Annotated in this window: 20 protein-coding genes and 1 pseudogene; all 21 read left to right on the plus strand. The window is 41.0% G+C overall.

Annotated features, from left to right (window positions below; all coding sequences use genetic code 11):
- The first annotated feature begins 1 nt into the window (after position 1).
- The gene (locus tag ACZ48W_RS09845) at positions 2-1,609 is read left to right on the plus strand and encodes an efflux RND transporter permease subunit (protein ID WP_464830499.1); all 1,608 of its coding nucleotides are present in this window, start codon (positions 2-4) and stop codon (positions 1,607-1,609) included.
- Positions 1,609-3,330, plus strand: coding sequence for an efflux RND transporter permease subunit (locus ACZ48W_RS09850; RefSeq protein ID WP_464828230.1), 1,722 nt, complete (start codon positions 1,609-1,611; stop codon positions 3,328-3,330). Before ACZ48W_RS09845 ends, ACZ48W_RS09850 begins: the two co-directional genes overlap by 1 nt.
- Positions 3,331-3,424: 94 nt before the next feature.
- Entirely contained in the window at positions 3,425-3,991 is a 567-nt protein-coding gene (gene efp / locus ACZ48W_RS09855) for an elongation factor P (protein ID WP_464828231.1), read from the plus strand.
- Positions 3,992-4,454: 463 nt separating this feature from the next.
- Positions 4,455-5,408, plus strand: coding sequence for an NAD(P)-binding domain-containing protein (locus ACZ48W_RS09860; protein WP_464828232.1), 954 nt, complete (start codon positions 4,455-4,457; stop codon positions 5,406-5,408).
- A gap of 9 nt (positions 5,409-5,417) precedes the next feature.
- Positions 5,418-5,978: a DJ-1 family glyoxalase III gene (locus ACZ48W_RS09865; protein ID WP_464828233.1), complete on the plus strand. Its 561-nt coding sequence runs from the start codon at positions 5,418-5,420 to the stop codon at positions 5,976-5,978.
- 94 nt (positions 5,979-6,072) lie between these two features.
- A complete protein-coding gene (locus ACZ48W_RS09870) occupies positions 6,073-6,408 on the plus strand; it encodes a hypothetical protein (protein WP_464828234.1) in 336 nt (111 codons plus the stop codon).
- Positions 6,409-6,446: 38 nt separating this feature from the next.
- Positions 6,447-7,010 (plus strand): annotated as a pseudogene (locus tag ACZ48W_RS09875) (alpha/beta hydrolase); the annotation flags it as partial.
- Positions 7,011-7,300: 290 nt separating this feature from the next.
- Positions 7,301-10,870 (plus strand): DNA polymerase III subunit alpha, encoded by a 3,570-nt coding sequence (gene dnaE, locus ACZ48W_RS09880; RefSeq protein WP_464828235.1) that lies wholly within the window; start codon positions 7,301-7,303, stop codon positions 10,868-10,870.
- Between the two features lie 652 nt (positions 10,871-11,522).
- Positions 11,523-12,212 carry a rhodanese-like domain-containing protein gene (locus tag ACZ48W_RS09885; RefSeq protein ID WP_464828236.1) on the plus strand — a complete coding sequence of 230 codons (690 nt, stop codon included), beginning with the start codon at positions 11,523-11,525 and terminating at the stop codon, positions 12,210-12,212.
- A gap of 280 nt (positions 12,213-12,492) precedes the next feature.
- Positions 12,493-14,427 (plus strand): hypothetical protein, encoded by a 1,935-nt coding sequence (locus ACZ48W_RS09890; RefSeq protein ID WP_464828237.1) that lies wholly within the window; start codon positions 12,493-12,495, stop codon positions 14,425-14,427.
- A 166-nt stretch (positions 14,428-14,593) separates the two neighbouring features.
- Positions 14,594-16,777 carry an NADP-dependent isocitrate dehydrogenase gene (locus ACZ48W_RS09895; protein WP_464828238.1) on the plus strand — a complete coding sequence of 728 codons (2,184 nt, stop codon included), beginning with the start codon at positions 14,594-14,596 and terminating at the stop codon, positions 16,775-16,777.
- Between the two features lie 165 nt (positions 16,778-16,942).
- The gene (locus tag ACZ48W_RS09900; protein ID WP_464828239.1) at positions 16,943-17,905 is read left to right on the plus strand and encodes a malate dehydrogenase; all 963 of its coding nucleotides are present in this window, start codon (positions 16,943-16,945) and stop codon (positions 17,903-17,905) included.
- Positions 17,906-17,911: 6 nt separating this feature from the next.
- On the plus strand, positions 17,912-18,868 hold the full coding sequence (locus ACZ48W_RS09905; RefSeq protein WP_464828240.1) for a malate dehydrogenase: 957 nt from the start codon (positions 17,912-17,914) through the stop codon (positions 18,866-18,868).
- 2 nt (positions 18,869-18,870) lie between these two features.
- Positions 18,871-19,722, plus strand: a complete 852-nt coding sequence (locus ACZ48W_RS09910; protein ID WP_464828241.1) for a fumarate hydratase — start codon at positions 18,871-18,873, stop codon at positions 19,720-19,722.
- 9 nt (positions 19,723-19,731) lie between these two features.
- A complete protein-coding gene (locus ACZ48W_RS09915; RefSeq protein WP_464828242.1) occupies positions 19,732-20,289 on the plus strand; it encodes a Fe-S-containing hydro-lyase in 558 nt (185 codons plus the stop codon).
- Positions 20,290-20,514: 225 nt separating this feature from the next.
- Positions 20,515-21,912, plus strand: a complete 1,398-nt coding sequence (gene fumC / locus ACZ48W_RS09920) for a class II fumarate hydratase (RefSeq protein WP_464828243.1) — start codon at positions 20,515-20,517, stop codon at positions 21,910-21,912.
- A 347-nt stretch (positions 21,913-22,259) separates the two neighbouring features.
- The gene (sucC, locus tag ACZ48W_RS09925; protein WP_464828244.1) at positions 22,260-23,432 is read left to right on the plus strand and encodes an ADP-forming succinate--CoA ligase subunit beta; all 1,173 of its coding nucleotides are present in this window, start codon (positions 22,260-22,262) and stop codon (positions 23,430-23,432) included.
- Positions 23,433-23,435: 3 nt separating this feature from the next.
- The gene (gene sucD / locus ACZ48W_RS09930) at positions 23,436-24,308 is read left to right on the plus strand and encodes a succinate--CoA ligase subunit alpha (RefSeq protein WP_464828245.1); all 873 of its coding nucleotides are present in this window, start codon (positions 23,436-23,438) and stop codon (positions 24,306-24,308) included.
- A gap of 261 nt (positions 24,309-24,569) precedes the next feature.
- Positions 24,570-24,848 (plus strand): heavy-metal-associated domain-containing protein, encoded by a 279-nt coding sequence (locus ACZ48W_RS09935; RefSeq protein ID WP_464828246.1) that lies wholly within the window; start codon positions 24,570-24,572, stop codon positions 24,846-24,848.
- Between the two features lie 163 nt (positions 24,849-25,011).
- The gene (locus ACZ48W_RS09940) at positions 25,012-25,344 is read left to right on the plus strand and encodes a 4Fe-4S dicluster domain-containing protein (RefSeq protein WP_464828247.1); all 333 of its coding nucleotides are present in this window, start codon (positions 25,012-25,014) and stop codon (positions 25,342-25,344) included.
- Positions 25,344-26,483, plus strand: a complete 1,140-nt coding sequence (locus ACZ48W_RS09945; protein WP_464828248.1) for a 2-oxoglutarate synthase subunit alpha — start codon at positions 25,344-25,346, stop codon at positions 26,481-26,483. The genes ACZ48W_RS09940 and ACZ48W_RS09945 overlap by 1 nt, the downstream gene beginning before the upstream one ends.

Here is a 26,483-nt window from a genome sequence, read left to right on the forward strand (position 1 = left end):
GATGGAAGTAAAAAAAGAGTATCAGATTACGGATTATGCCGGAAAACTGGCAAAAGGCTTTTTGCGAAATCCTCTGACTGCAGTATTGGGTGCTTTTTTACTCATTATGGGGTACCTGGCACTTAATATCATGCCCAGAGAGGAAGATCCACAGATTTCTATTTCAGGTGGGGCAGTTATTGTCGCTATGCCCGGAGCATCTCCCCGAGAGATAGAAAATATCATTGTAAATCCTTTGGAAAGAAAGCTTCGTGAGGTGAAAGGGATAGAACATGTTTATGGTATGGCCATGGACAATGTGGGGATTGTGAATGTTATGTACTATATTGGTGAGAATAGGGAAGATTCAAATTTGAAACTCTATGACAAGGTCATGCAGAATATGGATAAAATGCCCAAAGGAGTGATGCAGCCTTTGATCAAACCATTTGATATTGATATTGACATTCCTATTATTACAGTAGCGTTCTATCCAAAAAATGGAAGCAAAGTGGATGATATTGCACTTTTTGAAATGGTACGTAAAGTACAACAAAAAATCAATGCAGTTGATAATGTAGCGAAAACAACACTTCAAGGAGCAAGAAAAGCACAGTACAACATTGAAGTAGATATGGGTAAACTTTCAGCCTATCATCTCTCTTTAGGGCAAATTATGCAGGCAGTACAGTCCGTAGCCGTGGATGTGCCGGATGTCAAAGGAAGAACCAGAGACAATAAACTGGTTATTTTCGGTATAAAAAATGCCATAGAGAGTGTAGATGATGTAGGCAGTGTCATTGTTGCCCAATATATGGGATCACCGATCTATCTGAAAGATGTTGCCTCTGTGACAGAAGGTGTGGATATTCAAAACTTTCAAACAGCAAAAATTCGTTTCAAGGAAGATGAAAACAGCACAAAGCTAAGTAAAGAAAAGAGTCAGATCACACTTACAGTAGCGAAACTTGCAGGAACGAATGCCGTATTCGTAGCGGAAGATGTTCTGGAAGTTCTCAAAGAACATGAGAAAGAGTTTGCGGATGCAGGTGTCGGTTATCTGATCACACGTAATTATGGAGAGAGAGCGAATGAAGCGGTCAATGAATTGATGCAACACTTGGTGATCACTATTATAATCATTGCCCTTATGCTTGTATTTGCTTTAGGATGGAAAGAGTCTCTTATCGTTACTTTTACTGTACCTGCTATTTTGGCCATTACACTGTTTATTGCTTATCTTTCAGGACAGACGATCAATAGGATCACACTTTTTGCTTTCCTTCTCTCTTTGGGGTTACTCGTGGATGCAGCTATCATAGTGATCGAAAATATTCACAGGCATCTGCATAGTCACGGCATTGAAGATAAAGAGATGGATGAACTGCTTGTAGAAGCGACTGATGAGATCGGTGCACCGACTAATATCGCAACACTTGCGATCATCCTGACCATGGTACCTATGGCATTTGTCGGAGGGATGATGGGGTCATTTATGAAACCGATTCCATATAATGTACCTGTTGCATTGATCGCTTCTCTCTTTGTAGCGTATATCTTTACACCATATTTAAGCTTGAAACTGTTAAAAAAACCTGAACATGGACATCATCAAAAGGAGGCTAAATAATGAAAGGCTTACAACAATTCGTATATGGCATCCTTAGCAGTAAAAAGAAAAAAACATTAGTGATCGTTCTGACAGCTGTAGCATTTTTTGCTTCATTGTTGATGTTCCCTTCTAAACTGGTACTTGCAAAAATGCTTCCGGGGAAAAGTGACAATACTTTTTCTGTTTATGTAGATACACCTACAGGTAGTTCAGTGGAACAGACGAATATGGTGAGTCAGTGTATCATTGACATTTTAAAAGAGGAAAAAGAGGTGATGAACCTAGAACTCTTTTTAGGACAGGGGATTCCTCTTGATTACGCCGGACTTGTAAAAGGTGCCAGTATGAAAAGGACAGAGAATGTAGCAGAGATCTCTGTGAATCTTACCGATAAACACAGCAGGAATGAGCCTTCGTTCCTGATGGTACAGAGACTCAGACCTGTTGTAAAGCAGAAGTGTCTGCCTATCGTTAAAGGAACGAACATTAAGTTCATAGAACAACCTGCCGGTCCTCCGACACTTGCCTCAATCGTACTTGAAGTGCATGGTGACAACCTGGATAAAGTACGTGATATCTCTATGAAAGCAGCCCAAATCCTGGAAAAAACAGAAGGGCTTGTTGATGTGGATATCATGGCAGATGAAATATTTGATAAATATGAACTTGTACCAGATAAAGAGAAGATCGCAAGAAGCGGATTAAGTGTGAAACAGGTCAATAACATTCTTTATCTTGCTTTTGAGGGTATGGTGATAGCACATAAAAACTCAAAAAATGTCCCGGATCAGATCCCCATGTTCTTAGTACTGGAAAAAGAGAGTAAAAGTCTTGCATCTTCAAACGAAGATGCACTGAGAAGCAAACTTTCATCATTGAATTTGATGAATAAGAAAGGAATGATGGTTCCACTGAGCGAAGTGGTCATGCTGCGTAAAGTAAAGTCAAATCCTATGATCATGCATAAAGACCTTTCCCGTATGGTCAATGTCATTGCAGAGACGGATATGGTCTCTCAGGTCTATCCTTTACTTGAGGCAAGAGATGTGATGATAGAAACATTTTCCAAGGACTATGATATTGAGAAGGCAGGATTTACAACGTATATGTTCGATCTTTATTTGACGGATAAAAAAACAGGAGAGAAATTCCTGCTTCGCTGGGATGGTGAGATGAAAGTAACCCTGGATACATTCAGAGATCTGGGTGGAGCATTTATATCGGCACTGGTATTGATCTTCCTGCTTTTAGTGATCTACTATAAAAGTTTTGCTATCAGCGGTATCATCCTTCTTGGTTCATTCCTCTCTTTGATCGGGGTGATCGTAGGACACTGGGCAGCGAACCTTTTCACAAGTGAGACCTTCTTCCTGACAGCGACATCATTGATCGGGTTTATTGCATTAATGGGGATCAGTTCAAGAAATTCACTTCTTTTGATCGATTTTGCCAAGTCATTGATGGAGTGTCAGGGTATGGAGAAAAAAGAGGCGATTGCAGTGGCTACAGCAACAAGAGCAAAACCGATCGCACTAACGGCAGTAGCGATCATACTCGGGTCTGCACTGCTTGCAAGCGACCCTGTATTCGGTGGGCTGGGAGTAGCACTTATCTCCGGAACTGTTGCCGCGGTATTTGTATCGTTGCTTTTTGTTCCTGTACTCATGCATAATACAAAAGCAATGGACTTTGATGTTGCTGATCATTGTGATGTGGAGAATATCTCTATTACAAAATAATCTCTCTATTTCTTTTGGGTACTCCTGCCATGGGGGGGGTACCTTTTAACCAAGCATCTGCTATAATCATTCAATTAATTTTCAAGGACTAACTATGGCTACAATCGGAATGGGCGACATCAAAAAAGGTGCAAGACTCGAAATCACAGGAAACCCTTATAAGGTAACAGAATTCCAACATGTGAAACCGGGTAAAGGTGCAGCGTTTGTACGTATGAAGGTTAAAAATCTTCAAACAGGAAAAGTGATCGAAAAAACAGTGCATGCAGGTGATAAATTCGATGTACCTGAATTAGAGCAGAAAACCATGCAGTTTCTTTATGATGACGGAGAGATGCTTCAATTTATGGATACAACTACATTTGACCAGATTGGGCTTACCCATGAACAGGTGGGGAAAGAGACATTTGATTTCATGATCGATGGTATGGAAGCAGAAATACTTTTCCATAACGGAAAAGCGATCTCTGTTGAGATCCCTCAAACGGTTGTACTTAAGATCGTTGAGACTCCACCTAACTTCAAAGGTGACTCACAAGGCGGTAAAAAACCTGCAACACTTGAGAGTGGAGCAGTGGTTCAGGTGCCATTCCATATTCTTGAAGGTGAGATGATCAAAGTCGATACTGTTGAGGGTAAATACTTGGAGAAAGCAAAGTAGTTTTTCTGCTTGAAAAAAGGAAAAAAGGGAATTTGAAACATGATGCAAATTCTCTTGACCGGCGAGTCAAAATCTGTAAAATTTCTTAGCACTTAGCACTTAGCACTTAGCACATAATTATTTAAATATTTTTTCACATTCCTTTACAATAGCATCGGGTACTGTGGCAATGGTTATGAATTCTGACATTTACAGCAGAGGATACATGATCTTTGCTTTACCATTTTCTACAGGAAGAGGATAGGGAAGCAGTGCAGCATTGTTGGTATCATCCCCGATGGAAACCCTATGACATATAAGATCAAGATGCGTATATCATTTGATAGTGGAGAGGCAAATATCTTTCCTGGTATGTATGCAAAAGTAGTCATTAAGAGTGATAACTAAAAGATATTTTCTGTTTATATAGATTTATGTTTTATAAAATGGTACACTATTCTTAATTAGATTTGAGGAGTACTGTATGGAGAATATTTACGATTTAATTATCATTGGCGGTGGGCCTGGGGGGATCGGTTCTGCAGTAGAATCAAAAGTACTCGGTCTTGAAAAAGTACTGATGATTGAGAAAACAGATAATCACTCTCATACTATTCGAAAATTTTACAAAGATCAAAAACGTGTTGATACGGATTGGCAGGGTCAAGAAGTAGAGCTTGAGGGAAATGTTGCCTTTGTAGATGGTACCAAAGAGAGTACTTTGGACTACTTTGATAAGCTCTTAGATGATGAAATGATAGATGCACGTTTTAACTGTGCTGTTGAAAAAGTGGATAAAGAGGGAGATATTTTCTTTGTTACTTCCGGTTGCGGTGTGGACAAGGCTAAAAATATTATTGTCAGTATCGGTCGGATGGGAAAACCAAATAAACCTTCCTATAAAATACCCCCTTCACTCAGGACCCAGGTCAACTTCAATTTGGACAAATGCAGCAATGGAGAAAAAATACTTGTCGTAGGGGGAGGAGACTCTGCAGTCGAGTATGCCTGCGAGTTAAGTGAGACTAATGAAGTAACATTGAATTACCGTAGAGATACTCTGACCCGACCAAACCCTACCAACCAAGAGATGATCAACAAGTATAGTGAAGATGAAGCTGTGATTTTAAAACTGGGTGTAGATATAGAGAGTTTGGAGAGTGAACATGGACAAATCAAAGTCAACTTTTCCGATGGTGCTGAACTGTTCGATAGGATCATTTATGCAATTGGCGGGACAACACCGAAAGACTTTCTGAAGAGTTGCGGTATTACCCTGGATGATGCAGGTGAGCCTATTTTTGATGAGAATTATGAGAGTGAGGTCAAAGGACTTTATATTGCCGGGGATATCGCCTTCAAAAGTGGTGGAAGTATTGCGATCGCACTGAATCACGGGTATCGTATCGTAACACATATACTAAAAAATAAAGCATAGGAGAATAAAATGGCAAATGTACTTTTACCTTTAGCAAACGGATTTGAAGAACTTGAAGCAGTAGCACTTATCGATGTAATGCGTCGTGGAGGTATAGAAGTGCGTGTAGTGTATCTTGAAGATGAGCTTCATGGTAGATTGGTCACCGGAGCCAATGGTATCACGATCGAAGCGGATATGTCTATCAAAACAATTATTGCTGATGACTTTGATATGATTGTACTCCCCGGTGGTTGGGGAGGAACCCATGCATTGGCTGAAAACGCACGTGTGATAGAACTTATCAAAGAGTTTAAAGCCAACAAAGTAGTGGGAGCTATGTGTGCTGCTCCATTTGTATTGAAAAAAGCAGGTGTATTGGGTGAGAACTATACCTGTTACCCTGGTGCAAAAGAGGAAATAGACCATCCGGGCTATAGAGATGATCTCAAAGTGGTTGAAGACGGTAATGTACTCACTTCTCAAGGTCCGGGGACTGCTGTATGTTTCGGCTTGGCTATCCTAAAAAGACTTGTGGGGGAAGAGAGTATGCAGGCTGTGAAGGACGGGATGCTCTTAGACTACTGTTAAAAAACGACTAGTCGTTTGAGCCTGCTGCTGAGTTTGCACAGCTAATACACACACTTTTTTTATACTGTTCATAGCTTCTTAAAAAGGAGATGCTATGAACACTCGTTTCAGACACTTTGGTGAACTTTACTCTTACCTTGAGGATCAACCTCCTAAAGAGGATTTTTTACACCATCGTATCACAGATGGATGGAAAACATTTTCTAAAACAGAGTTCCTTCTTGCTGTCCGTTATCTTACTTTGGCCGCCTATGAAAATGGATGGAGAGGTAAACAGATAGCTATTGTAGTATCCCCTTCTCCTTACTGGGTGATGTTTGACTATGCGTTAATGCTCTGTGGTGCTGTATCTGTGCCGCTTTTTACAAATATCTCTTCAAAAAACCTTCTTTTTGAGTTTTTGGATGCTTCCATACATACTGAGCATTAAAGAGTGTAAGTGCTAAAGACTGGGAAACAGATTTTGAACGTGCTTTTACTGCCATGAGACAGGTCTGTTCCAAAGTATTCATCGGTGGTTTTTCCACAGGAGGACTGCTGGCTCTGCTACATGCGGCACAGTATAAAGTAGATGGAGTCATTGCCCTGAACTCTGCACTGAAGCTTCATAACTTGCAGGTGAGTTATGTTGTGCCGACCTTGCATTTTTTTAATGAAATGATATCTTATCTTAATGCAAAGGGTATCCGAGAGTGGATAGACAATTCCCATACCGAGCAACCCAATGTCAACTACCTCAAGCACCCTCTCTCTTCAGTGGCACAAATGGAAAAACTCATGACAAAAGTAAACAAAAGATTAAAACAGGTAAAAGATCCTATACTCATCATACAGGGCGATAATGACCCGATCGTAAAAGCAGAGAGTGCACAACTCATCTACGATAATGTAAGTTCCAAAGATAAAAAACTGCTTTTGATCCCGCGTGAAAGACATAGTATCTTAGCAGATAAGGGTCATAATGAAGTGTTTGAAGCGATAGATAGATTTATACAAAACCATCTCAAAACCATCGATGAACCTTTAGGTTAATCGATGGTTTTTTGTAAATACCTTAAACTCAAACATAAACACTCATTTATAATTTTTATTGCATAGTCAGGGTTGAAATTAGTGTGAATTTTCAATCCATTTTTACCTAAACTCTGCTATATTAACTTCAATATTTTCGTCATCCTCGGGCTTGACCCGGGGATCCACAATTGGCATACTGTAGAAGTGCTACATCCCTGGTTTAATTGGATTGCATACCTCTGGGTGCAAGTCCGAGAATGATGGTATGTTTTTGGTGGATAATATAAAAACAATCAAAGGTCAATTTAATGTCAGAAGAACCAAGATCAACCCCTCAGTTTACCCACTTACACCTCCATACAGAGTACTCGCTGCTTGATGGGGCAAATAAGATAAAAGCATTGGCCAAGAAGGTAAAAGAGCAGGGGATGACTTCAGTGGCTATGACTGACCATGGGAACATGTTCGGGACGATCGACTTTTATAATACCATGAGAAAAGAGGGTATCAAACCTATTATCGGGATGGAAGCCTATGTGCATAACCAGGAAGAGTTAGGTGACAAGTCTGTCCGTCAGCGTTTTCACCTCTGCCTGTATGCAAAGAATGAGGTAGGCTACAAGAATTTGATGTACTTGAGTTCACAAGCCTACATTAACGGATTTTACTACTATCCGCGTATCAACTGGGATCTGCTTAAAAATAATTCTGAAGGGCTTATCTGTTCAAGTGCATGTCTGCAGGGAGAGGTCAACTGGCATCTTAATCTCTCTGAAAGAAACAAGAAGTTCGGGGCAAAAGGATATGAGGAAGCCAAACGTGTAGCCCTTAAATACAAAGAAGTATTCGGTGATGATTTTTATCTTGAGTTGATGCGTCACGGTATCGGAGATCAGCATCGTATAGACAAGCAGATCATCCAGCTTTCACAAGAGACAGGCATCAAGATCATCGCGACGAATGATACGCACTACACGGTACAAAAAGATGCGGATGCGCATGAGGCATTCATGTGTATTGCAATGAACAAACTTTATGATGACCCGAACCGTCTGCGTCACTCAGTGCATGAATTCTATGTAAAGTCACCCCAACAGATGGCGGAACTCTTTGCAGATATCCCCGAAGCATTGGAAAATACCCAAGAGATCGCAGACAAATGCAACCTTGAGATCAAGCTTGGGAACCCGACACCGCCTAACTTCAAATTTGCCAGAGAGAGAGCGGCAGAATCCGGTATTGAACTTCCTGAACCGGATGTGGAGTACTCTCTTGAAAATGACATTGTACTTTTTATAGAAGAGTCCAAACGCGGATTGGAAAAACGACTGAAGATTGTTCCTCCGGAAAAACATGATGAGTACCGAGATCGTCTTAAAGTAGAGATGGACATTATCAACTCCATGAAATTCCCAGGCTATATGCTCATTGTTTGGGATTTTGTGGATGCGGCGAAGCAGATGGGCATACCTGTAGGGCCCGGACGGGGTTCTGCTGCAGGATCACTCGTAGCCTATTCGCTGGGGATCACCGATATTGATCCTATGCCGTATGGACTGCTCTTTGAGCGTTTCCTGAACCCGGAACGTATCTCCATGCCGGATATCGATATGGACTTCTGTCAGGCCCGTCGTCAGGAGATCCTTGACTATGTGGTAGAGAAGTATGGGCGTGTGAACGTGGCGCAGATCATCACTTTTGGTAAGCTCTTGGCAAAAGGGGTCATCCGTGATGTTGCAAGGGTACTTGATATGCCTTATTCCAAAGCGGATGCGATGGCAAAACTCATCCCTGATGAACTGGGTATCGACCTCAAAGGCTCGTATGAGAAAGAACCAAAGATCAAGGAGCTTTTAGAGAGTGATCCGCAGGCAAAACGTACCTGGGAGTACGCCTTGGCACTTGAAGGGCTGAACCGTAATGCAGGAACACACGCAGCGGGTGTGGTAATCTCCAACGAACCGTTGTGGCAGAAGACACCACTTTTTAAACCTACAGGACTTGACACGCTGGCAACACAGTACTCCGGTAAGTATGTAGAAGATGTCGACCTGATCAAGTTTGACTTTTTGGGTCTGAAGACCCTTACTGTTATCGAAGAGGCACTGCAACTGGTTGAGCGAAGACATGGGAAACGTATCAACTTTGTTGAAGAGAACATCGAAGACCCTAAGGTTTATGAGTATATAGGTACGGGTGAGACACTTGGACTTTTCCAGATAGAGTCGGCCGGTATGCAGGATTTGGCAAAAAAACTTAAGCCAAACGGTTTTGAAGATGTTATCGCGATGCTTGCACTCTACCGTCCCGGACCAATGGAGTCAGGGATGCTTGATGACTTTGTCGAGCGTAAACATGGTCGTGCGGAGATCACTTATGCGTTCCCGGAACTTGAGCCTATCCTGAAGCCTACGTATGGGGTCATTGTCTATCAGGAACAGGTTATGCAGATCGTGCAGACCATTGGTGGGTTCAGTCTGGGAGGTGCGGACCTGGTACGTAGGGCTATGGGTAAGAAGATCAAGGAAGAGATGGACAAACTCAAAGGGGAGTTTGCAGATGGTGCAGCTAAAAAAGGTTTCGACAGAACCAAAGCGGAAGAGCTTTTCGATCTCATTGTAAAATTTGCCGGGTACGGGTTTAACAAATCCCACTCTGCTGCCTATGCGATGATCACTTTCTATACCTCTTACTTGAAGTACTACTATCCTACAGAGTTCATGGCGGCGATCTTGACACTCGAAAAGAATAATACGGATAAGGTCGTCAAGTATGTAGATGAACTCAAACGTATGGGCATTAAACTCCTTCCGCCTGACATTAACAAATCAGGGTTAGTGTTCGAGGCACGTAATATTGATGGTGATGAGGTTGTCATGTTTGGTATGGGTGCGGTGAAAGGTGCAGGGGACATTGCTATTAACACCATGCTTGAAGCCAGGGGTGATACTGAATTTAAAGACTTTTCTGATTTTGTCTCACGCATAGACTCAAGTAAAGTAAACAAAAAGGTTATTGAGTCACTCATCAAAGCAGGAGCTTTGGACTGTTTTGGTTACAGCCGTAAGGCGATGCTCTCACAGATAGAAGATATCATCGATACAGCCAAAAAAGCGGGTGAAGCCAAAAAAATGGCAGTAGGTTCACTTTTTGGTGAAGGGGATGAGATGACAAGTGTTACTTTAGAGCTTACACACATGGATGAGTTTGAACCTATGGAGATACTGGAGATGGAAAAAGAGTCCCTAGGCTTCTATGTTTCAGGGCACCCATTGGACAAATACCGTGAAACTTTGGACGGTATCAACTATACACTAAGTTCGGAGATCGATGATCTGGCAGATGGTTCTCAAGCCTTGTTCATAGGCAAAATAGAGGAGATCACAGAGAAGATCTCCAAAAAAGGCAACAAGTTCGGGATCGCCAATATTATGGACTTGCACGGAAACATAGAATTGATGCTTTTTGAGAACCGGCTCAAAGAGTTGGATGAAGATTTTGACTTGAACAAACCCATAGCCTTTAAAGTGAAGATCACTAAAGATGGTGATTTTACCCGTATGAATATTCTTAAGATCGAGTCACTCAAAGATGCGAAAAAAGAGAAGATCAAAGTGAAAAAAGAGGAGAAGCATACGCCTGAACCTGAACAGCCGCCACTTATATTGGCTCTTAACCTTATGCCGGATGCCAAGACGGTAGAAGATTTGATGTGCCTGGTAGAACGTTATCCCGGGAAACGTCCGCTGGAACTGCATATCAAGTCCAAACTTGCTGATGTGATCATCGAATCAAAACTTAAAGTAAGTGAGATGATACTCGAAGAAGCTAAAGAGCTTGGGGTTTATTTGGAGGAGAGTTTAGCTGTTGAAGGGTAAGGGCTGTTATCTTCTTCCCATCGTCCGAGAGAGTGAAAGCACTTATTATTTTGGAAGTGGAGACTTCAGTCCCACCAAAAAGCTTTTTTACCTAAAAAAGTTTGTATTTAATGGAAAATATTACTTTTTCTGTCAAAATTACCTAAAAATATGCAAATATTTGGGTGAGGCTGAAGCCTTCACTTCCGAGGTACCTAGTTCTTTCAGCGTCTCAAAGTATGGGAATGAGATTGTAATTTTATGCTAGTTTAAGTTAATAAATGTAAGAATGTTGGAAAGGGTGCACAGAAGCATAGAAAGCGGTCACTTTCTATGCCTTGTGAGACATTAGTCTTTGTCTGTGTTCTTTTGCTTCTTACAGTTTTTATAATCAAGCCACATAAATATCACTTTCAATACGCCAACAACTATAATAGCAAGTATGGAAATTACTTCCATCATACACCCCTCATTTTAAATTTTTACCACCCACACTATAAATTCCTAGCCCGACCTAAGTAAAATAAAAAATAAGAACACCACCAATTTGCAAAGGGTGCGAGAGAATTATACATAGAGATTTTTACATGAGATAAAAATATGTCAAATTGTCATATTCTTCTTCCTTTAAGCTATTCCAAGTAAACTTATCTAAAATAGACAGGAATAAGCCATGCTAAAAACACTTATCTCTTCATTACTCATTCTCTCAGCAACCTATGCAGAAATCAAACCGACTATCCTACACGATCTGAGCGTAGAGATCAGCTACACTACTCCAGACGGCAAAGTCAAAAAAGTCACTATTGCCAGAGATATGGACTTACGTTGCAGGCAGATACCTTTTAATGCCAGAGAGTACTGGGAGGGGAACTATGCGAGCAGGGATGTGGCGGATTTTTGTAAAAAGACATTCATCACTACTGCAGGGAAGATCGCTCCTATGAAGATGGATGATAAAGTGGAGACTTACGGAGAGCTGGAAGTGTTGGGTTTTCTGGAAGATATGCAGGATGACAAAGAGCTTCTTTTTGTGGACAGCAGAAAACCGCAGTGGTATGAGAGTGTCAGTATTCCCGGTGCTATTAACGTACCCTTTACCTATTTTACCGACCCTAAGAACATCAAACTCAAACAGGAAGCACTCATACGTTTTGGAGTGAAGAGTATAGAAGGCGGGTATGAGTTTACCCATGCCAAGACCATACTGTTCTTCTGTAACGGTGTATGGTGCAGACAGTCTCCCCAGATGATAGAAGCACTCCTTGCCTTAGGATATCCGCCTCAAAAGATGAAATGGTACCGTGGGGGAATGCAGAGTTGGCTGAGTCTTGGAATGACTTCTACACGTTCTCCACAGTAGAAAAAAGCTTTTATTACACACTCTTTTCATACCCCAGACAGGACATTCCGGTATGGACAAATGGAAATTGCTATGAAAAGACACTCACTTTAAACCCTTAAAACAAGATTATTACCTGGCAAGTCATTGTAATGACAAGTGTTGTATTAAGCGGTTATTTTTACTTTTTGTATCAAAAAATAAAAATTTTTATAAAACTACAACATAAATATAAATTATAGATTCTATTAAGATTCATCAGATAAAATATAATTATAATTTCTAATAGTAAAGGATTTAAATGAAACTGACTAAAATTCTATTGGCTTTAATGCTGGTAATGGGATATGCAAATGCTGTGGATGTACAGTCGAATATAGCAAAAACAAAACTCACAGGTGAACTTTACGGTTCAGAAGGCAATCAAGAGGCAGAGATAGATGAACTGATCAAAAAGATAGGTACCATCGGCTATGGCACGGTAGCAGCCAACAGAAACATACAAGTACATTATTATAATAAATTTAAAGAAAAGGGTGTAGAGATGATCTCTTTCTTTGGTGTGGTCAACAAAGAGAAACTCAGACCGCTTTTGCTAAAGAACCCGGATTTCGGTGCATATGCTCCGTTTAATTTTCTGGTCTATAAAACGTTGGATATTGAAAACGATGATAATACATGGTATGGACATCTTGCACCGGGTACGATGCTCGATATCATTGATGAAAAAGATCCGGATACAAGAAAAGCCTTTGCTGATATGGTGGGTGGATTTGATGCGTTGGTAAAAAAAGAGATGAAACCGACTAAAACAAAAAGATTTGAGCATTCAAAACCGCTTCCTGAGCACGGACTTACAAAAATGGTGAAAAAATTCGAAGCACCGGATGACCTTGAAGAGTTTATAGAAGATTTTGTCATGGAGCATGACGGACGTTTTTCTAAGCATGATTTTATTATTGCAGGTTTTATAGACTTTAAATTCGAGTATAGCGATATGGATCTTGAATTTGAAAAATATGATGCATACTGGGTCTCACTGCTTTGCCACTTTAAGTTCTCAAACTCTATCTTCAACAGAGGTATTCCTGAAGCAGGTATGTTCGCACCTTGTTCGATCTATTTCTATATCCCTAAAGGAACCAATGAACTTCATGTGGGGTATGCAAGTGTAGATAACTGGATCAATGCATTGAACTTTAAAGACCAAAAAACGATCGACTATATGAGGGCTATTGATGCAGAAGTAATAGAAACCTTCAGAGAGTTAGGATTTGAACTTGAAGCACAAGGCGCAAAAGTACCTGAAGTCATGTCTCTGGATGAGGAAAATAAAGCACTCAAAGAAAAGATCAAAGAGTTGGAAGCAGAATTGGCAAAATATAAAAAAGGTGCTCCGGTGACTGTACCGGCAACTACCGAACCGGCACCCAAACCGGCTGCTAAAGCAGTTGAACTTCCTAAAAAGGTTTTTAAAGGTAAAAAGTTGGTTATCGGAGGTAAAGCACCCAAGGAGCTTACAGCATATTATGTGGCAAATCCACAAACTATTGACGGATTGAAAGCAAAGTTGAAAGCAGCCGGTTTTATAGTACTTGCTACAACAAAAATACTCAATGGAAAAACTGTGCTCACTGTTACAAATGATGAACTGAAAAAAACCAATACTTTTGTTGCTACGCTTCAAGTACTGGTGCACGGGGAAGATGAAGTACGTGTACAGAACCCTTCCTATTTCGGGGCTGCATATCTTCAGGAAAAATTTAAATATGGTCAGTTCTCTGCAACACTGAAAGCACTGCAGGCAGCTTTGGGTGATATGTATGAAACAAATGACAAATTTGAGTTTGATGATCTTGCCAAATACCAGTTTATGTTCGGTATGCCGTATTTTGATGATACGATTACGGTAGCAGAGGGGGAAAATCTTATAGGAAGACTCAGTGGTGAAAAGGTTTCAAAATATGTTGCCTATACACTGAAACTTCCTAATGGAGCAAGCATTGTAGGACATAAACTCAGAAGCCGCACCAATAAATTTCTTCAAAAGATCGAGGCAGAACGTAATGCCAATATCTTGCCTTATGAATCAATGATAAAAGATGGCAAAGCAGTTATTTTGGATCCTAAATACTATTTGGCACTTTCTCTTCCGCTTTTGAGTATGTCAGATTTTATGAAGATCGCATCTGCACCGGGTGAAATAGAAAAAGATATTAAAAGAGCCTATAAATAAGAGGAATAATGTAATACAAAAAAACATATGGGGTTTTCCCTGTATGTTATTGTGTAATATAGAAACAAATAATAAAGATAACTTTTTCGTAACCTGTCATTTCAATCACCTCCAACCATAAGAGTGCTACAATTCTTCTACATAAAACTTAATTTAAGGAATACACATGTCTAAACCAACTATTATTTGGTCAAAAATCGATGAAGCTCCGGCTTTGGCAACCTACTCACTTTTGCCGATCGTAAGTAAATTTACGAATGCAGCAGGTGTAGATGTAAAAGTAAGTGATATCTCTTTGGCAGGTAGAGTACTTGCTGCTATGGGTCTTGCTGAAGATGAACTTGCAAAGTTGGGTGAATTGGTAGTTAAACCGGAAGCCAATATCATCAAACTTCCAAATGTTTCAGCGTCTATCGGCCAGCTTAAAGAGTGTATTGCTGAGCTGCAGTCTCAGGGCTTCGATATTCCTGATTTCCCGGAAAATCCTGAAACTGAAGAAGAAAAAGCGATCAGAGCAAAATACAACCCTTGTCTTGGGTCTGCTGTTAACCCGGTACTCAGAGAAGGAAACTCAGACAGACGTGCTGCAGCAGCAGTTAAGAGATATGCACAGCAGCACCCACACAGACTTAAGGCGTTTGCTGAGAACTCAAAAGCATATGTAGCACATATGGAAGGTAACGGAGACTTCTATGGTAATGAGCAATCAGTGACCATGGATAAAGCTCAGAAAGTGAAGATCATGCTTAACGGTAAAGAACTTGCAGCGATCGAAGCACTTGAAGGTGAGATCCTTGACGGTACATTCATGTCAGTAAAAGCACTGAGATCATTTATCAAAAAATCAATTGATGATGCAAAAGCGAACGGGGTACTTTGGTCGATTCACCTTAAAGCAACAATGATGAAGATCTCAGATCCGATCATGTTTGGTCATGCATTTGAAGTATTCTTCCAGGAAGTATTTGACAAGTATGCGGATGTATTTAAAGCACTAGAAGTAAACCCTAACCTCGGTATGTCAGACCTTGAGAAAAAAATCGCTGGTCATGAAAAAGAGGCAGAGATCAAAGCTGCATTCCAGGCGGTTGTAGATGCTGATTCTCCAAAGATAGCGATGGTTGACTCTGATAAAGGTACTACAAACTTCAATGCTTCAAATGATGTGATCATTGATGCTTCTATGCCTGTAGTGGTTAGAGAAGGTGGTAAACAGTGGGACAGAAACGGTGATGCAGTTGAGTGTGTTGCGGTTATTCCTGACAGTACTTACGCAATGTTCCACCAAGAGATGGTAGCGGACTGTGTGAAAAACGGACAATACGATGTTACAACTATGGGTAACGTAGCAAACGTTGGTCTTATGGCACAAAAAGCAGAAGAGTATGGTTCTCACCCGACAACATTCGAGATTGCAGAAGCGGGTACGGTAGAAGTTCTGAATGAAAATGGTGATGTACTGATGAGCCATGAAGTGGAAGCCGGAGATATCTGGAGAATGTCACGTGCGAAAGATATCCCGATCAAAGACTGGGTAAGACTTGCGGTTGAAAGAGCAAGACTTACAGGAAACCCTGCGATCTTCTGGTTGGATGAAAACAGAGCACATGATGCGCAGATGCTCAAGAAAGTCAATAAGTATCTTGAAGAGCATGACACTACAGGTCTTGATATCAAGATCATGGATATAGCAGCAGCGACAAGATATACAAATGAGAGAGTAAGAGCGGGTAAAGATACGATTTCTGTAACAGGTAACGTTCTAAGAGACCACCTTACTGATATGTATCCGATCTTGGAGCTTGGAACATCTGCAAAAATGCTTTCTATTGTTCCATTGCTTGCAGGCGGAGGACTCTTTGAAACAGGTGCGGGTGGATCAGCGCCTAAGCACGTAGACCAGTTTCTGGCTGAAGGTCATCTCAGATGGGATTCACTTGGTGAGTTCCTTGCATTGGCCGAATCACTTAGAATGGAATACCAGAAGAGTGAAAACAGCAAGATCGGTGCATTGACAGAAGCACTTGACAAAGCGAACCAGGGTTACCTTGACAATGACAAAGCACCGTCAAGAAAAGCAGGTGAGCCTGACAATAAAGCATCTCACTACTATGTTGCAAGATACTGGGCTGAAGCATTGAGTACTCAGACGGCAGATGCAGAACTTGCTGAGAAATTTGCTCCGGTTGCGGATGCACTTGCAAAAAATGAAGAGCAGATCATTTCTGAATTGCTTGCAGCTGAAGGTTCTGCGAAGGATATCGGCGGTTACTATCATCCGGATGATGCGAAAGCTGAAGCTGCGATGAGACCGTCTGCTACACTTAACAGCATCATTGATGCTATCTAATCTGGTCACAACTGATCATATTAATACTTCACACAGAGCATTCTGCTCTGTGTAAACATAGGGTTGTTTGACTTCTATAGCATTGCAAAACATTATTGATAATAAAAGTTATGAGTTATGTTTTGCTTGAAAGTCACCCTATGATTCTTAACTAAAAGGATTTCCATGGCAAAAGGTAAAAAAGTAACGGTTATCGGTACAGGTAATTTTGGTTCGACAGTGGCATTCATATTGGCAATGAACGGATCATGTCACCATGTTATGCTAAGAGGCAGAAACTATGATGTCGCTAAAGGTAAAGCACTCGATATGTCCCAGGCAGCAAATGCAGCCAGACAGCATACTATTGTAAAAGCTGCAAAAGGTCCGGAAGATATGGCTGATTCCGATGTAGTGGTTATTACTGCCGGTGCACCTAGAACACCTGGAATGAGCAGAGATGACCTGCTTACCAAAAATGCAAAAATAGTAAAATGCTATGCAAGAGAGATCAAAGAATATGCACCAGATTCGATCGTTATTGTTGTTTCAAATCCATTGGATGTAATGACGTATGTTGCACTTAAAGAGACAGGTTTTCCCAGACAGCGTGTCCTGGGTATGGCAGGGATACTTGATGCAGCAAGAATGGCGCATTTCATTTATGAAAAACTGGAATATGGTGCGGGTCAGATACGTGCAACTGTTATGGGAGGTCATGGAGACACTATGGTTCCGCTTCCAAAATTTACAACAGTTGCGGGTGTACCGATAGAGGATCTTCTTGATTCCGAAGAGATCGTTGAAATTGTAAGAAAAACAAGAAATGGCGGAGCAGAGATCGTAAATCTCCTTGGTAGCGGTTCGGCCTACTATGCACCTGCAAAATCAACAACAGTTATGGTAGAGGCTATCCTGCAGGATACCAACCAGATCCATTCCTGTGCCATCATGTTGAAAAATGATTATGGTTATTCAGATATTGTTTCAGGTGTACCTGTAATGATCGGTGCAGGTGGTGCTGAAAAAGTGATATCAATGACACTTAAGCCTCTTCAGCAGACACGCTTTAAAAATTCTGTGGCTTCAGTTCAGGAGATGGTTGATAAACTTTATGAACTGAATTTCTTTGATGAAGACAAGAAGTAGTTTAGCATGTTTGGACGTAAAGTAGGAATAATCGGAGCAGGTGCTGTTGGTGCGACAGCTGCTTATAGTTTAAGTATGCTGGGAACCTGTCAGGAAATAGTACTTTTTGATATTGTACCCGGTGTTGCCAAAGGTAAAGCCATAGATATAGGTCAATCAACTCATTATGCGCCACGAGGGACTATTATATCTGCAGCAGAAGATCCAAGCGATATGAGAGATTGTGATATTGTAGTGATCACAGCAGGAGTTCCAAGAAAAGGTGATATGACCAGAGAAGATCTTTTGCTGGTCAATGCAAAGATCATGAAAGAGGTTGTAGGCAATGTCCAAAAATATTCACCTAATGCTATCATTATCTGTGTCTCCAACCCGTTGGATGTCATGACATATGTGATCCATAAGATGACAGGCTGGGAAAGTAACCGTATTATAGGTATGGCTGGAGCATTGGATGGTGCCAGAATGGCTTATCAGATCTATCAGAAACTTGGATATGGTGCAGGTCAGACAGGCTCTCTTGTGATTGGTGATCATGGGCAGAACATGATACCTTTGCCGCATAAAGTCAAAGTAGGATCTGTCTCTGTAAAAGAGCTTCTGACTCAGGAAGAGATGAATGAGATCATAGAACGTACCAAGAATGGCGGTGCAGAGATCGTTCAGCATCTGGGTACTTCAGGTTACTATGCCCCTGGTCGTGCCATAGCATATATGGTCGAAGCGATAATGAATAACAGCAGGATTGTTGTCTCTTCATCAGTACTTCTTCAAGGTGAATACGGATATTCTGATATTACAGTAGGAGTACCTGTTGTCCTGGGAAATAACGGAGTAGAGAAGATTCTTGAAATGGCTTTGGATAAAGAGACCAAGGAGAAGTTCAGGATCTCTGTTGACTCTATCCGTGAAGGTATTGATATATTGAATGCAAACAAATTTTTTGATGAAGGGAAAGTGTAATAATGAGAGAAATCGAATTTGATGAAGTTGTAAAAGCTGTCAGAGATATTATTGTACATTGCGGTACAGATCTGCCGCAAGATACATATGATGCTTTAAAAGAGGCTATGGAGAAAGAGAAATCTCCGGTAAGCAAAGAGGTTATACGTCAGATTCTTGAAAATGCAGATATTGCAAAAGATGAAAAAAGACCGCTCTGTCAGGATACAGGATTGGCTGTTTTCTTTGTAAAGGTAGGAGATGAAGTAAAGATCAAAGGCGGTTTGCTCAAAGATGCTATCAATAAAGGTACTGAACAGGGGTATACTGATGCGTATCTCAGGGCTTCGACCTGTGAACCTTTCAGTCGGGCGAATTTAAAAGATACCGTAGGTTACAATCTCCCAGCCATTATTCATTTTGATATTGTTGCCGGGGATAAGATCGATATTGAATATGCTGCAAAAGGCGGAGGAAGTGAAAATGTTTCAAGAGCGAAAGTTTTTCCTCCGGCAGCTGGGAAAGAAGGGATCATCAATTATGTAAAAGAAGTGATCTCTGATGCTGGCGGGAATCCCTGCCCTCCTATTACTGTAGGTGTCGGGATCGGCGGTACATTTGAAAAAGCATGTATCTCTTCCAAGCATGCACTTTTTAGAGATATAGGTTCTGTAAATCCTGATCCGGAGATGGCTGAACTTGAAGGGCAGATACTGGAAGAGATCAACAAGCTGGGTATCGGTGCTATGGGTATGGGTGGAACCAAAACAGCATTGGCTGTTCATATTGAATCAAACCCTTGTCATATTGCTTCACTTCCTGTTTCAGTTAATGTCCAGTGCCACTCATCAAGACATACACATATCACAATATAAGGAGAAGGAATGGCAACTTATACTTTTACAACACCACTTACTTCTGAAGATACAAAACAATTGAAAGCAGGTGATACGGTTCTGCTTAACGGAACGATCTATACGGCCAGAGATGCAGCACATAAAAGATTGGTAGAATTGATTGAAAAAGGCGAGGAACTGCCTTTTGATCTGGAAGGATCAGTGATCTATTTTGTCGGGCCGACACCTCCGAAACCGGGTGACCCTATAGGCAGTGCGGGACCTACAACTTCTTATAGAATGGATTCCTATTCTCCAACGATGCTCGAACACGGTTCAAAAGGAATGATCGGAAAAGGAAAGAGGAACCAGGCAGTAAAAGATGCCTGTGTAAAATATGACGGGATCTATTTCGGTGCGACAGGTGGAGCAGGAGCACTGCTTGGTAAAAAGATCACATCAGCAGAAGTGATCGCATATCCTGAACTTGGCCCGGAAGCTGTACGAAAGATCACAGTAAAAGATTTTCCGGTAACAGTGATTAATGATACTTACGGGAATGATCTTTACCAAATGGGCCGTGAACAATATGAGGTCAAGAGCTAAACCCATATAGAAAAAGGCTAATCCCTGACCCTCTGTCATCCTGAATTTGTATCCAGGAGCCTTTCCAAAGAGGGTATTCAGGGACACTTTGTATTTCAGAATTATTTTTAAATCTTCAACCGTCTTGAATGATACTGACAGATACTCCTTCACTACTCTCATGACTTTTCCCCATTAATCAAACTATAGTATGATAAGTAATCTTGATATATCAAAGGATCAATCATGCATTATAGAACAGAAAAAGATACGATGGGTGAAGTAAAGGTCCCTGCTGATGCATATTGGGCAGCACAGACACAAAGATCGATCCAGAACTTTGAAATAGGAAATGAAAAGATGCCTTTTGAAATAGTATACGGATTTGCCAATCTTAAAAAAGCCTGTGCTTTGACAAATCATGCACTGGGCCGTCTTGATCATGAAAAAACTTCAGCAATTACACAAGCATGTGAAGCAGTACTTTCCGGTGAGCTTGATGACAACTTTCCTTTAGTTGTATGGCAGACGGGTTCAGGAACACAGTCAAATATGAATATAAACGAGGTTATTGCAAATAAAGCTACAGAGATCCTCGGTGGTGATTTTAGAAGTGAAAATCTTGTTCATCCGAATGACGATGTCAATAAAGGACAAAGCTCCAATGATACATATCCTACTGCTATGCGTATTGCGGAAGTGGTTGCCGTCATGGATGATCTTATTCCCTCACTTAATCAATTAAAAGCAACATTGGATAATAAAGCTAAAGCATTCGGAAATATTGTAAAGATAGGCAGAACACATTTACAGGATGCAACACCGTTGACATTGGGACAGGAACTTAGCGGATATGTTGCAATGCTGGAGACAAATCTTAAGCAGATCAATGATGCACTTGTATATTGCAGAGAACTTGCTATCGGCGGTACAGCTGTAGGAACAGGGCTGAATTCTCATCCGGAATTTTCGAAAAGGGTAGCTGTCCAGCTTAACAGTTTTATGTCCAGAAATTACGGGTTTGTCTCTCAGCCGAATAAATTCCATGCATTGACCGGACATGATGCAGAAGTAGTATTGAGTGGTACCCTTAAAGCACTTGCAGCAAATTTAATGAAGATCGCAAATGATATCAGGTGGCTGGCTTCCGGTCCGAGATGCGGGATCGGTGAGATCAGTATCCCGGCAAATGAACCTGGTTCCTCCATTATGCCTGGAAAAGTTAATCCTACACAGGCTGAGGCCATGACTATGGTAGCAGTACAGGTCATGGGAAATGATGTAACAGTCGGTATTGCTGCAAGTCAGGGAAATTTTGAGCTTAATGTATTTAAACCGGTCATTGCCTATAATATCCTACAATCGATCAGGCTTCTTGCCGATGCAATGAGAAGTTTTGATACAAACTGTGCAGTGGGGATAGAACCCAATAAAGAAAAGATTGATAAATTTCTTAATGACTCGTTGATGCTGGTAACAGCACTCAACCCTCATATCGGGTATGAAAATGCAGCGAAGATAGCTAAAACTGCCCATGCAAATGGTACAACACTCAGAGAAGAAGCCATTGCACTGGGATTGCTCAGTGCAGAAGAGTTTGATGCCTATGTCAAACCGGAAGAGATGACCTCTCCCCGGGAATAAAAGCCAGTGCCGATAAGGAATTAAATCCGGATCGTACAGGAGTTGAAAGCTCAGTTAAAGTGAGGAACTAAATTCCGAATCGTACAAGAGCTAAAGCTCAGTGCAAGTGAGGAACTAAATTCCGAATCGTACAAGAGCTAAAGCTCAGTGCAAGTGAGGAACTAAATTCCGAATCGTACAAAGTAAAGAATATTGCCATAAAATATCGGAAAAATCCTCTTTCCCTTTTAGCCAACTGTGTAAAAATTTACCACTTTATTAAAATCACCCTTTATAATAATTCAATTAACCAAATATTATCTGCGATAGACGTATAATATTGGAACTTATTGTAAAAAGGAGTGCACATGAATATTCATGAGTATCAAGCGAAACAAATATTCCAAAAGTATGGTGTTCCGACACCTAGAGGTATTGTAGCAAATACACCAGATGAGGCAGTAAAAGCTGCGCAGGAATTAGGTGGGAGCATTTGGGTGGTTAAAGCCCAGATCCATGCTGGAGGTAGAGGACTTGGAGGCGGTGTTAAACTTGCCAAGTCTACAGAAGAAGTCAAGCAGCTTGCAGGTGAGATCCTGGGAATGACATTGGTAACGCATCAAACCGGACCGGAAGGGAAACTGGTTCAAAAGATCTACATTGAAGAAGGTGCAGATATTAAAGATGAGTTGTATCTTGGTGTTGTTCTTGACCGTGCGAAAGAGATGCCTGTAATCATGGCTTCTACAGAAGGCGGTATGGATATTGAAACAGTAGCAGAAAAAAGTCCTGAAAAGATCATTAAAGTAGCTGTTGATCCGGCGATCGGCTTCCAGGGATTCCATGGGAGAGAGCTTATTTTCGGTTTAGGTATTACAGATAAAGATGAACAGAAGAAGTTCATTAAATTTGCAAATGCACTCTACAAAGTTTATATGGAAAATGATGCGGAAATGATCGAGATCAACCCGTTGATCAAAACAGGTGCCGGAGACTTTTTGGCACTTGACGGAAAAATGGGATTCGATGATTCAGCACTTTACAGACACCCTGAGATCGAAGAGATGAGAGATATCTCTGAAGAGGATCCGGATGAGAGAGAAGCAAGTCAATATGGACTCTCTTATATCGCTCTTGATGGTGAGATCGGTTGTATGGTAAATGGTGCCGGTCTTGCAATGGGTACAATGGATACGATCAATTATATGGGCGGAACACCTGCAAACTTCCTTGATGTGGGTGGTTCGGCAAATGCTGAAACAGTGGCAAAAGGGTTTGAGATCATTCTTAAAAATCCGAATGTCAAAGCGATTTTCGTAAATATTTTCGGTGGTATCGTTAGATGTGACCGTATTGCGAACGGTATCCTTGAAGCAACAAAACTTGTAGATGTAAATGTACCGGTGATTGTTAGACTTGACGGTACGAATGCAGCAGAAGCAGCAGAAATTTTAAAAAATGCAAATATTGACAATGTAATCGCAGCAACTGACCTTGGTGACGGTGCAAAAAAAGCAGTTGAAGCGGCAAAGGGAGCGTAAGAGATGAGTATTTTAGTAAACAAAGACACAAAAGTAATTGTACAAGGTTTTACAGGCGGCGAAGGTACATTTCATGCGGAGCAATGTCTTGCATACGGTACAGATATCGTAGGTGGTGTGACACCGGGAAAAGGTGGTCAGACACACCTTGATAAACCAGTGTTCAATACCGTAAAAGAAGCAGTAGCTTCTACGGGTGCAACAGTATCCATGGTATTTGTTCCGCCTGCATTCGTAGCAGATGCAGTGATGGAAGCAGCAGATGCCGGTATTGAACTTGCCGTGATCATTACAGAAGGTGCACCGGTAAGAGATATGCAAATGGCCAAAGCATATGCAGTGAAGCATGGCATGATGACTATAGGACCAAACTGTCCAGGTGTGATCACTGCTGAAGAGTGTAAGATCGGTATTATGCCGGGGAATATTTTTAAAAAAGGAAATGTAGGACTTATTTCTAAATCCGGTACATTGACGTATGAAGGTGCGAACCAGGTATGCAATGAAGGTTTCGGTATCACTACTGCAGTAGGTATCGGTGGAGACCCTATCATCGGTTTGAGTTATAAACAGCTTCTTCCTATGTTTGAAGCAGATCCTGAAACTGAAGCGATCGTTATGATCGGTGAGATCGGTGGTGATCTTGAAATTCAGGCAGCAGCATATATTAAAGAAAATATCACTAAACCAGTAGTGGCATTCATTGCAGGTCAGACGGCACCGGCAGGTAAAAGAATGGGGCATGCAGGTGCGATCATCTCTGGTTCAGCTGGTACAGCTAAAGAGAAAATGGATGCTCTTGAAGCAGCCGGTGTAAAAGTAGTTGTTTCTCCGGCAGAGATCGGTAAAGCAGTGAAAGAAGTATTGTCAAAGTAGGCTTTGATTTCTTCGTAAGGTGGGTTTCCCCACCTTCAAAATTTAATTTATTCATTTTTAGATCACATTTTTCTTATTATAAATATACGGACAGTTCTCAGGTGTTTTGTTTTACAATGTACACCCCCCTGTATATATCTACACACTTAGTATTCAAGAATCTATAATTTATGTCAAAAGATTTGCGTATAAACGCTTTACACTGCACATAAGCTACACAAAATTTTTGCTATACTTTTCAAAAAGAACAGAGGTAACCAAATGATACAGACCTTTCAGGTACAGAATGTAAAATGTGGAGGATGCGCTTCCACACTTAAAAATAAACTCTTGGATACCTTTGGTGAAATAGAGGTGGATCTGACCAAAGAGCCCAGAGAGATCACACTTGATATTGATGAAGAGCAGGTTGCTGTGCTTGCTGAAAAACTGAAATCACTGGGCTACCCTTTTGTGGGTGAAAATATGGGTTTTATTGACAGTACTTCCGCAAAAGCAAAAAGTTTTGTATCTTGTGCTATAGGTAAAATGAATACATAATGAGAAGTAAAAACTCTTCTTTTTGTTGCTTCAAAAGGTAACAACCCCACTTATCGTACCAATAATTCCAGGTTATTCATAGCATCCTTACAAAAAGTAAGTTATCCTCGTTTTAGTGAATAATAAATCTCACTTAATATTTCAAAAATAAAAAGGGGAAAATATGGCAGCAATGGTAGCTCCGGAGAATACTCCAGTATGGGTAAATACCGATAGATGTAAAGCCTGCGATATCTGTGTGGATGCATGTCCAGCAGGTGTGCTTTCAATGAAAGCGGAACCAAGTTCAACTCTAGGTGCAATGATCAGCGTGATCGCGCCGGAAGCTTGTATAGGATGTAATGAGTGTGAACTCTCATGTCCGGATTTTGCTATATATGTAGCAGAGAAAAAAGAGTTTAAATTTGCAAAACTCACTGACACTTCAAAAGCAAGACAAGAAGCGATTGCAAGTAACGGGTATAGATTACCCGCAGATTATAAGGAGGCTAACTAATGTCAGCAACACGAGAAGTAATATCTACAGGTAATGAATTGGCAGCTTTAGCAGCTATCGACGCTGGATGTATGTTTTTTGGGGGATACCCGTTAACACCATCAAGTGAAGTAATGCATGTTATCTCTGACCTTTTACCGAAAAAAGGCGGTGTAGCCATTCAAATGGAAGATGAGATCGGAGGAATCTGTTGTGTGATCGGTGCTGCAATGAGCGGTAAGAGAGCACTGACAGCAACTTCAGGTCCGGGTATGTCACTCAAGGCAGAGAATCTGGGTCTGGCACAAATGGCTGAAGTACCTTTGGTATGTGTGAATGTAATGAGAGGTGGTCCGTCAACAGGTCTTCCGACGCGTGTATCACAAGGGGATATCCTTCAATCTAAAAACCCGTCACACGGTGATTATAAATCGATCACTCTTTGTGCAGGAAACTTGGCTGAGTGTTATACAGAAGTAGTAAGAGCATTCAATATCGCAGATAGATTCATGCAACCGGTTATCGTATTGCTTGATGAGACTTTAGGGCATATGCACGGTAAAGCAATGCTTCCGACACCTGAAGAAGTAGAAGCAGGAATCGTTCCAAGAAAAACATTTGACGGTCCGGCGGAAGAGTATCACCCATATGAGTGTGGTCCAACGGATCCGGCAGTACTTAATCCAATGTTCCAAGGGTACAGATATCACTTTACAGGGCTTCATCATGATAAAAATGGTTTCCCGACTGAAGAGATAGAGACTTGTAGAAAACTGATCCAAAGACTTGAAGATAAAGTTGAAGCTCATAAAGATGAGATTGAATCTTACGAAGAGTTCATGATGGATGATGCAGAAGTAATGATCATTGCTTATGGTTCAGTATCACTAGCAGCAAAAGAGGCTATTAGACACTTAAGAGACGATGGTATCAAAGCAGGACTATTCAGACCTATCACTATTTGGCCAAGTCCGGCAGAGAAGATCAAAGAGTATACAGACAAGATCAAGAATGTAATGGTAGTTGAACTTAACATTGGTCAATTCCATGCAGAAGTTCAAAGAGCTTCCAGTCGTTTGGATGTCGAAGGTCTATTTAAAGTAAACGGAAGACCAATTTCACCATATGAAATTGTCGAAAAAGTTAAGGAGGTATTTTAA

It is taken from the genome of Sulfurovum aggregans, from assembly GCF_055385215.1.

Bases quoted from the DNA above. Each gene is read 5' to 3' on its own strand.
- ACZ48W_RS09870 (WP_464828234.1), top strand. From the start codon at position 6,073: ATGAACACTCGTTTCAGACACTTTGGTGAACTTTACTCTTACCTTGAG.
- ACZ48W_RS09885 (WP_464828236.1), top strand. From the start codon at position 11,523: ATGCTAAAAACACTTATCTCTTCATTACTCATTCTCTCAGCAACCTAT.
- ACZ48W_RS09900 (WP_464828239.1), top strand. From the start codon at position 16,943: ATGGCAAAAGGTAAAAAAGTAACGGTTATCGGTACAGGTAATTTTGGT.
- ACZ48W_RS09895 (WP_464828238.1), top strand. From the start codon at position 14,594: ATGTCTAAACCAACTATTATTTGGTCAAAAATCGATGAAGCTCCGGCT.
- ACZ48W_RS09945 (WP_464828248.1), top strand. From the start codon at position 25,344: ATGTCAGCAACACGAGAAGTAATATCTACAGGTAATGAATTGGCAGCT.
- ACZ48W_RS09935 (WP_464828246.1), top strand. From the start codon at position 24,570: ATGATACAGACCTTTCAGGTACAGAATGTAAAATGTGGAGGATGCGCT.
- ACZ48W_RS09890 (WP_464828237.1), top strand. From the start codon at position 12,493: ATGAAACTGACTAAAATTCTATTGGCTTTAATGCTGGTAATGGGATAT.
- ACZ48W_RS09910 (WP_464828241.1), top strand. From the start codon at position 18,871: ATGAGAGAAATCGAATTTGATGAAGTTGTAAAAGCTGTCAGAGATATT.
- efp (WP_464828231.1), top strand. From the start codon at position 3,425: ATGGCTACAATCGGAATGGGCGACATCAAAAAAGGTGCAAGACTCGAA.
- sucC (WP_464828244.1), top strand. From the start codon at position 22,260: ATGAATATTCATGAGTATCAAGCGAAACAAATATTCCAAAAGTATGGT.
- dnaE (WP_464828235.1), top strand. From the start codon at position 7,301: ATGTCAGAAGAACCAAGATCAACCCCTCAGTTTACCCACTTACACCTC.
- fumC (WP_464828243.1), top strand. From the start codon at position 20,515: ATGCATTATAGAACAGAAAAAGATACGATGGGTGAAGTAAAGGTCCCT.
- ACZ48W_RS09940 (WP_464828247.1), top strand. From the start codon at position 25,012: ATGGCAGCAATGGTAGCTCCGGAGAATACTCCAGTATGGGTAAATACC.
- ACZ48W_RS09865 (WP_464828233.1), top strand. From the start codon at position 5,418: ATGGCAAATGTACTTTTACCTTTAGCAAACGGATTTGAAGAACTTGAA.
- ACZ48W_RS09850 (WP_464828230.1), top strand. From the start codon at position 1,609: ATGAAAGGCTTACAACAATTCGTATATGGCATCCTTAGCAGTAAAAAG.
- ACZ48W_RS09915 (WP_464828242.1), top strand. From the start codon at position 19,732: ATGGCAACTTATACTTTTACAACACCACTTACTTCTGAAGATACAAAA.
- ACZ48W_RS09845 (WP_464830499.1), top strand. From the start codon at position 2: ATGGAAGTAAAAAAAGAGTATCAGATTACGGATTATGCCGGAAAACTG.
- sucD (WP_464828245.1), top strand. From the start codon at position 23,436: ATGAGTATTTTAGTAAACAAAGACACAAAAGTAATTGTACAAGGTTTT.
- ACZ48W_RS09860 (WP_464828232.1), top strand. From the start codon at position 4,455: ATGGAGAATATTTACGATTTAATTATCATTGGCGGTGGGCCTGGGGGG.
- ACZ48W_RS09905 (WP_464828240.1), top strand. From the start codon at position 17,912: ATGTTTGGACGTAAAGTAGGAATAATCGGAGCAGGTGCTGTTGGTGCG.